We start from the raw sequence: 13,061 nt of genomic DNA, 5'->3' as shown, positions 1-13,061 counted from the left end.
GCGCCCGCATCGCCGCCGCCGCGGAGGAGGTCCGCGCCGACCTCGAGCGGCGCGCGTCGACGGCGCACGGCGACGGCGCCGCGGTGCTCGAGGCGACGGCGCTGATGGCGGCCGACCCGGCGCTGGTCACCGCCGCGCAGAAGAAGCTGGCCGACGGGACGGCGCCGGCCCGGGCGGTGTGGGACGCGGCGGCCGAGGTGCAGGCCATGCTGGAGTCGCTGGGCGGCTACATGGCCGAGCGGGCCCGCGACGTCGCCGACGTGCGCGACCGCATCGTCGCCGTGCTCGACGGCCGGCCGGCGCCCGGCGTCCCGGAGCGCGACGAACCGTTCGTGCTCGTGGCGCACGATCTCGCGCCGGCCGACACCGCGACGCTGGACCCGTCGACGTGCCTGGCCCTGGTGACCGAGGGCGGCGGCCCGACGTCGCACACCGCGATCCTGGCCCGGGCGCTCGGCCTGCCCGCGGTGGTCGCGGCGCGCGGGATCCTCGAGACGCCGGAGGGCACCGTCGTGCTGGTCGACGGCGGCGCCGGGACGATCGAGCCCGACCCGTCGGCCGACGTCGTCGCTCAGGTCCAGGCGGCCGCCGCCCGCGAGTGGACGTTCGACGGCACCGGCCGCACGGCCGACGGGCACCGCGTGCAGCTGCTGGCCAACGTCGGCGACCCGAAGGGCGCCGCGGCCGCCGCCGAGGCCGGCGCCGAGGGCGTCGGGCTGTTCCGCACCGAGTTCTGCTTCCTGGACCGCGCCGAGGAGCCGTCCGTCGACGAGCAGACCGCGCAGTACACCGCCGTGCTCGAGCCGTTCGCCGGCAAGAAGGTGGTCGTCCGCACGCTCGACGCCGGCGCGGACAAGCCGCTGCCGTTCCTCACCGACGCCTCAGAGGCGAACCCGGCGCTGGGCGTGCGCGGCTACCGGACCGCGCTGCGGCACCCGGAGGTGCTCGACCACCAGCTGGAGGCGATCGCGCGGGCCGGCGAGGCGTCCGGCGCCGAGGTGTGGGTGATGGCGCCGATGGTCTCCACGGCTGCCGAGGGTGCCGACTTCGTCGCCCGGGCCGGCACGTTCGGTCTGGCCACGGCCGGCGTGATGGTCGAGGTGCCGGCGCTTGCGCTGACCGCCGACGCGTTGATGGCGCGGGTCGCGTTCGCCAGCATCGGCACGAACGACCTCACCCAGTACGCCATGGCCGCCGACCGCCTGCTCGGCGACCTGGCCGAGCTCAGCGACGGCTGGCAGCCGGCCGTGCTGCGGCTGGTGCACCTGACGGCCGAGGCGGGCCTGCAGGCGGAGCGGCCGGTCGGTGTCTGCGGCGAGGCCGCGGCCGACCCCGCGCTCGCCGTCGTCCTGGCCGGGCTCGGTGTGACGAGCCTGTCGATGACGGCGCGGGCCATCCCCGAGGTCGCGGCCACGCTGCTCTCCGTCACGAAGGCGGAGTGCGTCCGGCTGGCCGAGCTGGCCTTGGCCGCCCCCGACGCCAAGGCCGCCCGCGCCGCCGTCCACGCGGAGCTCCCACCCCTCACCTGACCCCGCCCCGGAATGACCACGTGGTCATTCCGGGTCAGGCGGCGCCGAGGCGGGCGTCGACGGCCGCGGCGGAGAACACGTGGTCGACGACCATGATGCGGGCGCCCTCGATGGCGGCGCGGTCCCGCAGGGCCGACGCGGTGACGGTGAGGTCGCGGGTGGCCAGCGGCACCGTCCGCTCGTACAGCGACTCGCGCACGCCGATGAGGAAGTGTTCGTGCGTCAGGGCCATCGAGCCGCCGATCACCAGGACGCCGGGGTTGAGCAGCGCCACCGCCGTCGCCAGCACCTCGCCCAGGAGCTGCCCGGCCGTGCGCACCAGCGCGATCGCGTCGGCGTTGCCGGCCTGCACGAGCCGGGCGACGTCGGACGCGGTCTCGGCCGGGATGCCGCGGTCGTTGAGCTGCCGGACCAGCGCGCCGCCGCTGGCGTGCGCGGCCAGGCAGCCGTTGGCGCCGCACGCGCACACGGCACCGGCGACGGGGTGCGCGATGCGGATGTGGCCGATGTCGCCCGCACCGCCGGCGATGCCGCGCTCCGGCCGGCCGTCGATGATCAGCCCAGCCCCGATGCCGGTCCCGACCTTGACGTAGAGCAGGCTCGGCACGTCCGGGTGGTAGCGCCGCGCCTCGCCGAGCCCCATGAGGTTGGCGTCGTTGTCGATCAGCACCGGCACGCCGAACCGTTCCTCGAACACGGCCGTGACGGGGTGGCCGTCCCAGCCGGGCATGATCGGCGGCTGCTGCAGCCGCTTCGTCGCGACGTTCACCGGCCCGGGCACGCCGATGCCGATGCCGCACAACCGCTCGCGCGCGCCGGCGCCCGCCGACGCGAGCAGCGCCTCGAACCCGTCGAGCACCGCCGACAGCACGGTGTCCGGCCCGTCCTGGATCCGGATCCGGTCGGTGCTCTCGGCCAGAATGGCGCCGGCGGCGTCCTGCAGTGCGAGTCGTGCGTGCGTCGCGCCGAGGTCGGCGGTGAGCACGTACTTGTCGGTGTCGACGAACGACAGACCCTTCGCCGGCCGGCCCGCGACGCCGGAGTGCAGCGCGGCCGCCTCGCTCAGATAGCCGGCCGCGGTCAGCATGGCCAGTCGCTGGGTCAGCGTCGACCGGGACAGGCCGGTCTGCTCCTGCAGCTCGCGCCGGGTGGTGACCTCGCCGGAGCGGACCAGTTCGAGGATCTGCCCCGCCGTCGCGGTGAGGACGGTGCGCGCGCCGGCCGCCGTCATCCCTTCTCCGCGCCGCTGGTGAGGCCCTCGACGAGCATCCGCTCGGCCAGGAAGAACAACGCGATGATCGGCACGGTGAGCACCACGGAGCCGGCCATCAGCACCGTCGTCGGCACCTCGATCGACCCCGACAGCCGCGACAGCCCCAGGCTGACCGTCCAGTTGTCGCGCCGCTCGACCAGGAACAGCAGGGCGAACAGGAACTCGTTCCACGCGATCATGAACACGTAGAGGCCGGTGGCGATCAGCGACGGCATCGACAGCGGCAGGCTGATGCGCCGGATCACGCCGAACCGCGTGCACCCGTCGATGAGCGCCGCCTCCTCCAGCGACACCGGGATGGTCGCGAAGTAGTTGCGCAGCATGTAGATCGCCACGGGCACAGTCTGCGCCACGTACACGATCGCCAGCGCCAGCAGGTTGCCCCGCAGGCTGAGCTGCGAGAACAGCACGAACAGCGGGATGGCGAGGAGGATCGGCGGGAACAGGTACACGGTGAGGAACAGGTAGCCGGTGGCGCCGCGGCCGCGGAAGGCCAGCCGGCTGACGGCGTACGCGCCGAGGATCGACGCCAGCAACGTGACGACGACGGTGACCGTGGCCACCAGCGCGCTGTTGCCCATGTAGCGCAGGAACCCCTGGCCGCCGTCGTCGACGGGGGTCAGCACCTCGCGGTAGGTGTCGGTGGTGAACTCCGACGGCGACACCCACAGCCGGCCGGGCTCCAGCAGCACCTCCGCGATCGGGCGCACCGACAGCACCAGCATGTAGACGAACGGCAGGATCGTGGCCAGCGCCAGCACCACGATCGTGACGACCCGCAGCGCGCCCCAGACCCGCTCCTCACGGCTGCGCGGGTGGTGCCGGCGGCCGCGCGACGGCGTGCGCGGCGGCCGGCCGGACGGCGCCGGTGCGGTCGCGACGGTCTCCACGCTCACGACGTCTCCCCTCGGGCCGCGGCCGTCCGCATGTAGACGGCGATGAAGACGACGAGCACGGCGGCCAGCACCAGCGACTGGGCCGCCGCCGCGCCGATGTCCGTGCGGGCGGTCAGGAACTCGTACACCCGGATCGACACCACCTCGGTGCCGGCGCCACCGCCGGTCAGCAGGTAGATGTCGTCGAACTTGTTGAACGTGAAGATGAACCGCAGGATCGTCAGCAGCGCGATCACCGGCATGAGCTGCGGCAACGTGATGTAGCGGAACCGCTGCCAGATCGACGTCCCGTCGACGACGGCGGCCTCGTCCAGCTCCGACGGCAGTGCCTGCAGCCGGGCGATGATGAACAGGAACGCGAACGGGAAGTACCGCCACGCCTCGAACGCGATGACCGTCAGCAGCGCCAGCGGCACCGTCACGTCCATCCCGAACAGCCCCACGGAGTAGTCGCGCTGCGACAGGAACGGCACCGGCTCGTCCCAGCCCAGGAACCGGGTGCCCCAGTCGTTGACGATGCCGAACTGCGGGTTCAGGGCGACCGACCACACGAACGTCGCGGCGACCACCGGCGCGACGTAGGGCAGCAGCATCGCCGCCCGCAGCACGCCGCGGCCGCGGAACGGCCGGCGCAGCGCCAGCGCGGCGATCAGTCCGATGACGATCGAGCCGAGCGTCGCGCCGACGGTGTACACGACGGTCGTCCACAGCGACGACCAGAATCCGGACGAGCCGAACACCGTCGTGAAGTTGTCCAGGTCGTACTCGCCGAAGAACCCGGCATCGCGCAGGTTGATCAGCCGGACGTCCTGGAAGGCCAGCGAGATCGTCCAGACGACCGGCAGCACCACGACGACGAGCACGATGAGCAGCGTCGGCGAGATGAGCCGGAACGCCAGCCGGGACTCCTGGCGCGCCAGTGTCCTGGTGCGGGCCGGCACCGTCGTCACTCCAGGCTCTGCTGGATCTCGGACACGGCGGCCTGAGCCTGCTGCGCGGCCTCCTCACCGGTGCCGCTGCCGCTGACCAGCTCGTTCAGCGCCGCCGCCACCGGCAGCTCGCCGAGCGTGGCGCCGACCAGCTGGCCCTGGCCCTGCTCGAACCCCCAGCGCTGGATCGTCTCGGCGCTGGTGCGCACGGTCTCCAGCGTCTCGGCGTCGTAGAAGTCGCCGAGCGGCGCCTTCGTGTCGACGCCCGCGTCCAGTCCCTCCCAGGCCGTGACGTACTCCTCGGGGTCGTCCTCGGTGCCCTGCCGGGTCGGGATCTTGCCCTCTGGCGCGACGGCGAGCCAGTCGACGTAGCCGTCGGACATCATGTAGCGGACGAACTCCGACGACGGCTCGGTCGCGGAGTCGGCGGTCAGCACCCACGACGTGATCTCGCCGTACGACGCCGCCTCGTCGCCGCTGGGTCCCTGGACGGCCGTGACGACGCCGCTGTTCTGTGCCAGGAACGTCGGGTCGGTGCGGCACTCGGCGCAGGTCGGCAGGGCATCGTTGCGCAGCCCGGCCAGCTCGTCGAGGATGAACGACGACCACACGACCATGGCCGCCTGCCCGGCGAAGTAGGTCGCGCGCGTGGTGTCGACGTCCTGGTTGCCGGCGACGGAGTAGTTGCGCACGAGGTCGGCGTAGAAGTCGAAGGTCTCGGCGCACTCCGGCGAGTCCAGCGTGACGGTGCCCTCGTCGTCGACCAGCTCGCAGCCGTTGCCCAGCGCGAAGTACTCGAAGCTCTGCTGGGTGAACGCGTCGCCGGGGATCGTCGGCGCGACGATGCCGGCCACCGCCTCGCTGTCCAGCGCCTCGGCGGCGGCCGTGATGGCGTCGAACGTCGTCGGCGGCTCCAGGCCGGCCGCCTCGAACAGGTCCTTGCGGTAGACCATGAGCTGCGGCCAGCCGTCGCTGGGCACCGCCAGCTGGGTGTCGTCGTCGCGGGTCAGCTCCAGCGCGGCCTCGGCGAAGGTGTCCTCGCCGAGGTCGTCGACGATGGAGGCCGGCGTCTCGGTGTCCAGCAGCTCGTTGACGGCCATCGACTGCACGCCGGCCAGCGACGTCGCGCCGATGACGTCGGGCAGGTCGCCGGCCGCCGCCGACGACGTGATGAGCTGGTCGAAGTCGTTCTCGGCCACCGACACGAGCTCGACGTCGATGCCGGAGGACTGGCTGAAGGCCTCGGTGATGGCCTCGATGGCGGTGACGCGGTCGGCGATGTCCTCGACCACCCACACGGTGATGCTGTCAGCAGCCTCCGACCCGCCGCCGGTGTCGTCGTCGCCACCCCCGCCGCACGCGGCGAGCACGACGGACCCGGCCAGGACGGCGGCCGCCCCGCGGCCGATGCTGGTTGCTCTCATGCGAACCTCTCATCGTCGAGAGTGGCAAGCTCAGGGTTACGGTCATGAAACACCTAATAATGTCCGATGACAAGACATAATCCGCTTGTTCGCAGACGAAATTCGAGTAGTCGAATGTGAGAGGTGCGCCGATGCCGCTCGTCGTCCAGTTCACCGGACCCCGTCAGGTCGGCGTGGCCGACGAACCGTCGTCGCCGCTGGGTGCGGGCCAGGTCCGCATCGCGACCTGGTACTCCGGCATCTCCGCCGGCACCGAGCTGACCGCCTACCGCGGCTCCAACCCATACCTGACGAAGACGTGGGACGCCGGCGCCCGGCTGTTCACCGAGGGCTCGCCGTCGTTCTCGTATCCGGTCTCCGGCTGGGGCTACCAGGAGGTCGGGCAGGTCACCGAGGTCGCGCCGGACGTCTCGTCGCCACGGGTCGGAGACGTCGTCTACGGCATCTGGGGCCACCGCGCCGAGACCGTCGTGCCGGCCGTCATCGCGGCCCGGCGGCTGCTCCCGTCCGGCGTCGACCCGGTGCACGGCGTCTTCGCCCGGGTCGGCGCCATCGCGCTGAACGCCGTCCTCGCCGCCGACGTGCACCTGGGCGAGCATGTGGCGATCTTCGGCCAGGGCGTCATCGGCCTGCTGGCCACCCGCCTGGCGGGGCTGAACGGAGCCTCCGTGACGGCGGTCGACGGGCTGGCCGACCGGGTCGCGCTGGCGTCGCGGTTCGGTGCCGTGCGGGCGGTGCCGGCCGACCTGCCAGGCGGTGCCGCGGTGGCCGTGCGGTCGGTGACCGGCGGCGCCGGCGCCGACACCGCGATCGAGCTGAGCGGCAGCTACCGCGCCCTGCACGAGGCGATCCGGGCGGTGCGCCCGGCGGGCCGGGTCGTCGCGGCCGGGTTCTACCAGGGCGACGGTGCGGGGCTGCGGCTCGGCGAGGAGTTCCACCACAACCGGGTCGAGATCGTGGCCAGCCAGATCAGCGGCACGCCGCGGGCGCTCGGCGACCGGTGGAACCACGACCGGCTGCTGACGGTGTTCATGTCGCTCGTGGCGTCCGGCCAGGTCGACGTCGCGCCGCTGCTGTCGCACGTCGTGCCGGTGGCCGACGTGGCGGGCGCCTTCGACCTGCTCGACCAGCGTCCGGCCGAGGCGCTGCAGGTGGTGCTCCGGTTCCCCGCCGCCCCGGCTACGGGAGCGACGGCGCCGCGCTGACGGCCGGTGCGCCGCCGAGCCGGGCGGCGTCGCGGCTGGGCGGCGGTCGCTGGATCACCGCCCAGCACATCGAGGTCGCCGGCGGGTTCGGGCCGTAGGCGAGGGTGTCCCGGGCTTCGGCGTTGGCCCCGTCCCCCTGTTGCGTTGGCCCCGTCACCTCACGTTGGGCCGTCCCCCTGCTGCCCGGTTGTCTTGGCCGCGGGCGCGCGCCTCAAGCGGACCTGTTGNCCGCGGGCGCGCGCCTCAAGCGGACCTGTTGGGCGCTTCGCGCCGACGATGACCGCTTGACCCGCGCGCCCGCGGCAAAGAACGGGCAGCTATCAGGGGGACGGGGGAAGAGCGGCGACGGCTCCCGCGGCGTTGGCCCCGTTACGGTGTGGCGTTGCTGTCGTTGAGCGTCCACCTGGTGAGATTTCGCCGTGATTCGGGGGCCATCACGAGGATTACCCCAGCGTCAACACCTCTACAGCCATGGTGAAGCTCAGGTAATCCTCGTGATGTAGGCGATCGCCGATGATCATCGCTGTCCACAGCCCGACAAACCGGTGCGAAACGGGCGCGCCACGCGTGAGGCGTGCCCACATCCTCCCCGTCCCCCTGAGAGCTGCCCGTTCGCGGCAAGGGAATGGGGCAGCAGGGGGACGGGGAGCCCTGGCGAACGAGAAGCCCGAACCGACCCCGGTGTGAAACCCGCTGGCGCCCACCAGGAGCCCTGGTGTGTGCTTCTGACCATGACCCGACCCGAACATCCCGTGGCCATCGTGACCGGCGGCGCTCGTGGTATCGGTGCCGCCGTCGCCGCCCGGCTGGCCCGCGAGGGGCACGCCGTCGCCGTCCTCGACCTGGACGAGCAGGCCGCGGCGGACACCGCCGCCGCCATCTCCGCGGCCGGCGGCACGGCCCTCGCCGTCCGCTGCGACATCGCCGACGAGGCCGCCGTCACCGCCGCCACCGACCAGGTCGTCGCCGCGCTGGGGCCGCCCACGGTGCTGGTGAACAACGCCGGCGCCGGCCCGGCCGCCGGTATCACGGAGATGACCGTCGAGCAGTGGGACCACGTGCTCGGCATCAACCTGCGCGGCCACTTCCTGGTGACGCGCGCCGTCGTCGGGCACCTGGTCGCCGCGGGCTGGGGGCGCATCGTCACCATCTCCAGCATCTCCGCCCACGGCGACGACGGCCGCTCGCACTACTCCAGTGCGAAGGCCGGCCTCATCGGGTTCACCAGGTCCCTCGCGCTCGAGCTCGGCCCGCACGGCGTCACCGTCAACGCGATCGCGCCCGGGTTCATCGTCAGCGACATGACCGCGGCCAGCGCGCAGCGACTGGGCCGGACCTTCGAGGAGCACCAGCGCATCGCCGCGGAGTCGATACCGGTGGGCCGGGTCGGGCGCCCCGAGGACATCGCGCACACCGCGTCGTACCTGGTCAGCCCAGAGGCCGGGTTCGTCACCGGCCAGGTGATCCACGTCGCCGGCGGCCCGGTCGGCTGAGCGCCCCATCTCTCGGGATCTGGCCGGGCAGATCCACCCATTGACGGGATATGGGATATCTGACTAGTGTCTGCGCGAGGCGCGAATCGCGGACACAGGGAGGTGTCATGGGCACGAGAGGCGGGCGATCGGTGGCCGCATGGACGGCACGGGCGACGGGGGTGCTCGCCGCGGCAGCACTGCTCACCGCGTGTGGCAGCGGCGGCTCCGACGACGAGACCAGCAGTGGCGGCGACGGCGGCTCGACGACGCTGTCGCTGTGGCACTACTACGGGACGCCGGACACCCCGACGGGCGCGGCGTTGCAGGGTCTGCTCGACCGGTACGAGGAGGAGCACGACGGCGTCACCATCGAGGCGCGGCACATCCCGTTCGGCGACTTCACCCGCACGCTGCTGCAGTCCGCGGCCGGCGGCGACCTGCCTGACATCGCGCTGATCAACGGCTTCACCACGCAGGCGCTCGCCGATGCCGGGGTCATCCAGGATCTCAGTGACCGCGTCGAGGAGTGGGGCGAGGCCGACCACTACTTCGAGACCGGCTGGGAGACCACCCAGGTCGACGGCGCGACGTACGCCATTCCGCACGTGGCCGACGCCTACGCCGTCTACTACAACGAGACGATGCTGGCCGAGGCCGGCCTGCAGCCGCCCACCACGTGGGCCGAGATGCAGGACCACGCCACCCAGCTGTCCGACGGCCAGCGCTACGGCCTCGCCTTCAGCGGCATCGAGGGCGACGAGGGCGCGACGGCGCTGGTCATCCGGCTGCTCGCCGCCGGCGGCGACCCCGCGCAGATCGACTCCGAGGCCGGCGTGACGGCGCTGACCCAGTTCACCGACATGATCGCCTCCGGCGCGGTCTCCAACGGCGTCCTCACCTGGAACGAGGAGGACGTGAAGAACCAGTTCGCCAACGGCCAGGCCGCGATGATGATCAACTCCGCGACCTACCTGAGCATCCTGGCCGAGGAGAACCCGGAGCTGCAGTGGAACGTCGCGCTGCTGCCCAGCGACGTCGAGGCGGCCACGTTCCTCAGCCAGGAGAACCTCGCCATCAGCACGACGACGGAGAACGCCGACGCCGCGTGGGACGTCATCGCCTGGATGCAGCGGCCGGAGGTGCTCGCCGAGTACCTGCCCGAGCGGAACAAGCTGGCCGCGCGCGACGATGTCGACACCGGCGACGACCCGGTCCGGGCCATCTTCGCCGAGCAGCTGCAGCAGGCCTGGGCGCCTGAGGGCGACCTCGCCGCGGCGTCGTCGGAGGTGCTGACCCGCATCCAGGGTGCGCTGCAGGCCGCCGCGGGCGGCGGGGCGAGCGTCGAGGACGCGCTGGCCGAGGCACAGGGCCAGATCGACGAGGCGCTGGCGAACGTCGAGTGACCACCACCGTCGCCCCGCCGGGAACGGCGAGCACCACTCCGGCCCGGGCCCCGCGGCGGGCCCGGCGCTGGGGCGACCACCTGTTCGTCCTCCCCGCGGTCCTCTTCGTCGCGGCGACCGTGCTCTACCCGCTGATCTTCAACATCGACCTCAGCTTCCGTGACGTCGGCGTCGCGCAGATCGTCACCGGCGGGGCCGAGTGGGTCGGCTGGGAGAACTACACCGACCAGCTGGGCCGGGACGAGTTCTGGCACGCGCTGGTGATCTCGCTGCTCTACACCGGGCTCGCGGTCGCCGTCGCGTTCGCCCTGGGCATGGCGCTGGCGGTGTACTTCAACCAGCGCTTCCCGGGCCGCAACCTCATGCGCTCGCTGCTGCTGCTCGCCTGGATCCTGCCGACCGTGGTCAGCGCGAACGTCTGGCGGTGGATGCTCGACGGCAGCTACGGGCTGATCAACACGCTGCTCGAAGCCGTCGGACTCGTCGACGGCGACATGTTCTGGCTCGCCCGGCCCGTCCCCGCGTTGTTCGCGGTGGTGATCGCCACGGCGTGGTCGTTCACGCCCTTCATCATGATCCTGCTGCTGGCGGGGCTGCAGGGCATCCCCGACACGCTGTACGAGGCGGCGAAGATCGACGGCGCCGGGGCGTGGCGGCGGTTCACCAGCGTGACGATGCCGCTGCTGAAGCCGGTCAACCTGACCGCGCTGCTGCTGTGCTTCATCTCCACCTTCAAGACCTTCGACACGGTGTTCCTGATGACCCGCGGCGGTCCCGGTGAGGCCACGATGATCCTGCCGATCTACGCCTACAACGAGGCGTTCGAGTTCTTCCGGTTCGACACCGGCGCCGTCGCGACCACGCTGATGCTGATCGTGCCGCTCGGCCTGTCGGTGTTCTACTTCCGGTCGCTGCGCCGCGAGGAGCTGTCATGACGGCGACAGCGGCCCGGCGGCGGCGCGGCTGGCTCAGCGTCGGCGGCGTCCTCATCACGATCGCCTACCTGCTGCCGGTGTACTGGATGCTGGCGACGTCGCTGAAGGACTCGTCGGACATCTTCGCCACGCCGCCGGACCTGTTCCCGTCGCCGATCACCCTGACCTCGTACACCGAGACGGTCGTGAACCATGCCGGCATCGGCCGCGGGCTGCTGAACAGCACCGTCATCGCCGTCGGGACGACGGTCGTGACGCTGGCGGTGGCGGTGCCGGCGGCGTACGCGCTGGCCCGGCTGCGGGTGCGGTTCGTGGCGCTGCTGATGCTGCTGTTCCTGGTCGTGCAGATGATCCCGGCCGTGAACCTCGCGCTGCCGATGTTCGTGATCTTCAGCCGGGCCGACCTGGTGAACTCCTACGTGGGGTTGATCCTGGCGAACTGCTCGCTGGCGATCCCGCTGGCCATCACCATCCTGCGGCCGTACTTCCTGTCCGTGCCGGGCGAGGTGATCGAGGCGGCCAAGATCGACGGCTGCACGACGTGGACGGCGTTCCTGCGGGTCGCGCTGCCGGTGTCGGTGCCGGGGCTGATCACCGTCGCGGTCATCAGCTTCCTCGGCGCGTGGGGCGAGTTCGTGTTCGGGCTGGCCCTGGCCTCCGACGAGGGCATGCAGCCGATCACCGTCGTGCTGGCCGGGCTGACGAACTCGTTCGGGACCCGCTGGAACGACCTGATGGCCGTCTCCGTCGTCGTCGCGCTGCCGATCATCGTCGTCTTCGTCTTCCTGCAGCGCTACATCGTCGGCGGTCTCACCGCCGGTGCCACCAAGAGTTAGAGGAGCACGTGCATGAGCACAGACACCGCGGAGGCGTTCGAGCTGTGGGCGGCCACGCCGACCCCGTTCCGGGCCGACGAGAGCCTGGCCGCCGAGGTGGTCCCCGCACAGGCCGAGCGGCTGGTCGCGCTGGGCATCGACGGCGCGTTCGTCGGCGGAACCACCGGTGAGTCGATGGCGCTGACGGTCGACGAACGGGCCGAGCTGATCAGCGCCTGGGCCGAGCACCGCGGCGACCGCCTGCTGCTCGGGGCGCACGTGGGCGACCTCAGCCTGGTGGACGCCCGGCGGCTGGCCCGGCACGCCGCCGACGCCGGCGTCGACCTCATCGCCGCGGTGGCGCCGTTCTACGGCGAGCCGCCCTCGGTCACGGCCATCGTCGACTACCTGGCCGAGATCGCCGAGGCGGCGCCGGACGTGCCGCTGTGCTACTACCACATCCCGTCGATGACGGGGCTGCGCGCGGCGCCGTCGGCGGTGGTCGAGCAGGCCGTCAGCCGGGTGCCGAGCCTGCGCGCCGTCAAGTTCACCGACGGTGACCTGCTCGAGTTCATCCGCACCCGCGAGGCCGCCGAGGGCGTCCGGGTGTACTTCGGCAAGGACGAGTTGCTGCCGGCCGGCGTAGCCTGCGGCGCGACCGGAGCCATCGGCAGCCTGTACAACGTGCTCGCCCCGGTCGCGCGGGAGGTGCGATCGCGCATCCTCGCCGGTGAGGTCGAGGCGGCGCTGGCGCTGCACCGTCCGTTCCGCCAGATCGCCGCCGTCGCCGACCGGTGGGGCTCCATCCCGGTCGTCAAGGAGCTGATCAACCGGTTCGGCCCCGACGCCGGTGCGGCCCGGGCGCCGTGGGGGCGCCTCAACGCCGACGCGGTCGCCGCGGTCGACGGGCTGGTCGAGCAGCTCAAGGCGGCCGCCTCCTGACCGCGCACGGCGGTCTGACAGGCTGATCCGGACGTTGCCGCCGCCTGAGGGGATCGCGATGGACGACCGCATGGTGACGCTGGCCCGGGCCGGGGTCGCGTTGGTGCTGGACCTGCAGACGCCGTGGCTGCCGCGGGTCCTGCACTGGGGTGCGGACCTGGGTCCCGGGGTCGACGCCGCGGCGCTGCGGGCCGCGGCGGTCCCGGGCCGGCGTGGCGGCGCCCCGCCCGAGCCG

11 protein-coding genes are annotated in these 13,061 nt (G+C 72.3%); 7 read left to right on the top strand and 4 right to left on the bottom strand.

The genetic code is table 11. The features are described from left to right. Positions 1-1,529 (top strand): phosphoenolpyruvate--protein phosphotransferase (gene ptsP / locus DY240_RS17135; RefSeq protein ID WP_119661062.1); only part of this gene is annotated, 1,529 nt, incomplete at its 5' end. A gap of 34 nt (positions 1,530-1,563) precedes the next feature. On the opposite strand, the gene DY240_RS17130 is transcribed toward ptsP, so the two are convergent. From DY240_RS17130 to DY240_RS17115, 4 genes are all read right to left on the bottom strand, one after another. Beyond that, entirely contained in the window at positions 1,564-2,760 is a 1,197-nt protein-coding gene (locus tag DY240_RS17130) for an ROK family transcriptional regulator (RefSeq protein ID WP_119661061.1), read from the bottom strand. Next, positions 2,757-3,584 carry a carbohydrate ABC transporter permease gene (locus DY240_RS17125; protein WP_407659333.1) on the bottom strand — a complete coding sequence of 276 codons (828 nt, stop codon included), beginning with the start codon at positions 3,582-3,584 and terminating at the stop codon, positions 2,757-2,759. The genes DY240_RS17130 and DY240_RS17125 overlap by 4 nt, the downstream gene beginning before the upstream one ends. Before the next feature lie 110 nt (positions 3,585-3,694). Then, positions 3,695-4,639 (bottom strand): carbohydrate ABC transporter permease, encoded by a 945-nt coding sequence (locus tag DY240_RS17120; RefSeq protein WP_407659332.1) that lies wholly within the window; start codon positions 4,637-4,639, stop codon positions 3,695-3,697. A 5-nt stretch (positions 4,640-4,644) separates the two neighbouring features. Further along, complete coding sequence (locus DY240_RS17115; RefSeq protein ID WP_119661059.1) at positions 4,645-6,051, bottom strand: ABC transporter substrate-binding protein; 1,407 nt, start codon at positions 6,049-6,051, stop codon at positions 4,645-4,647. Between the two features lie 131 nt (positions 6,052-6,182). Here DY240_RS17115 and DY240_RS17110 point away from each other — a divergent pair, with 131 nt between their 5' ends. From DY240_RS17110 to DY240_RS17085, 6 genes are all read left to right on the top strand, one after another. Continuing rightward, entirely contained in the window at positions 6,183-7,256 is a 1,074-nt protein-coding gene (locus DY240_RS17110) for a zinc-dependent alcohol dehydrogenase (RefSeq protein ID WP_119661058.1), read from the top strand. 731 nt (positions 7,257-7,987) lie between these two features. Then, positions 7,988-8,749: an SDR family NAD(P)-dependent oxidoreductase gene (locus DY240_RS17105; RefSeq protein WP_119661057.1), complete on the top strand. Its 762-nt coding sequence runs from the start codon at positions 7,988-7,990 to the stop codon at positions 8,747-8,749. 107 nt (positions 8,750-8,856) lie between these two features. Next, positions 8,857-10,134 (top strand): ABC transporter substrate-binding protein, encoded by a 1,278-nt coding sequence (locus DY240_RS17100; RefSeq protein ID WP_158602886.1) that lies wholly within the window; start codon positions 8,857-8,859, stop codon positions 10,132-10,134. Then, entirely contained in the window at positions 10,131-11,069 is a 939-nt protein-coding gene (locus tag DY240_RS17095) for a carbohydrate ABC transporter permease (protein ID WP_119661055.1), read from the top strand. The genes DY240_RS17100 and DY240_RS17095 overlap by 4 nt, the downstream gene beginning before the upstream one ends. After that, the gene (locus DY240_RS17090; protein ID WP_119661054.1) at positions 11,066-11,905 is read left to right on the top strand and encodes a carbohydrate ABC transporter permease; all 840 of its coding nucleotides are present in this window, start codon (positions 11,066-11,068) and stop codon (positions 11,903-11,905) included. Before DY240_RS17095 ends, DY240_RS17090 begins: the two co-directional genes overlap by 4 nt. A gap of 12 nt (positions 11,906-11,917) precedes the next feature. After that, complete coding sequence (locus DY240_RS17085) at positions 11,918-12,826, top strand: dihydrodipicolinate synthase family protein (RefSeq protein ID WP_119661053.1); 909 nt, start codon at positions 11,918-11,920, stop codon at positions 12,824-12,826. The last annotated feature ends 235 nt before the right edge of the window (positions 12,827-13,061 follow it).

It is taken from the genome of Jiangella rhizosphaerae, from assembly GCF_003579925.1.
GTDB lineage: Bacteria > Actinomycetota > Actinomycetes > Jiangellales > Jiangellaceae > Jiangella > Jiangella rhizosphaerae.
This window is presented reverse-complemented; position numbering and strand designations above follow the sequence as displayed.

Excerpts from the sequence above, each read along its gene's own strand:
- DY240_RS17130 (WP_119661061.1), bottom strand. The coding sequence starts at position 2,760 with ATGACGGCGGCCGGCGCGCGCACCGTCCTCACCGCGACGGCGGGGCAG.
- DY240_RS17115 (WP_119661059.1), bottom strand. The coding sequence starts at position 6,051 with ATGAGAGCAACCAGCATCGGCCGCGGGGCGGCCGCCGTCCTGGCCGGG.
- DY240_RS17110 (WP_119661058.1), top strand. The coding sequence starts at position 6,183 with ATGCCGCTCGTCGTCCAGTTCACCGGACCCCGTCAGGTCGGCGTGGCC.
- DY240_RS17105 (WP_119661057.1), top strand. The coding sequence starts at position 7,988 with ATGACCCGACCCGAACATCCCGTGGCCATCGTGACCGGCGGCGCTCGT.
- DY240_RS17100 (WP_158602886.1), top strand. The coding sequence starts at position 8,857 with ATGGGCACGAGAGGCGGGCGATCGGTGGCCGCATGGACGGCACGGGCG.
- DY240_RS17090 (WP_119661054.1), top strand. The coding sequence starts at position 11,066 with ATGACGGCGACAGCGGCCCGGCGGCGGCGCGGCTGGCTCAGCGTCGGC.
- DY240_RS17085 (WP_119661053.1), top strand. The coding sequence starts at position 11,918 with ATGAGCACAGACACCGCGGAGGCGTTCGAGCTGTGGGCGGCCACGCCG.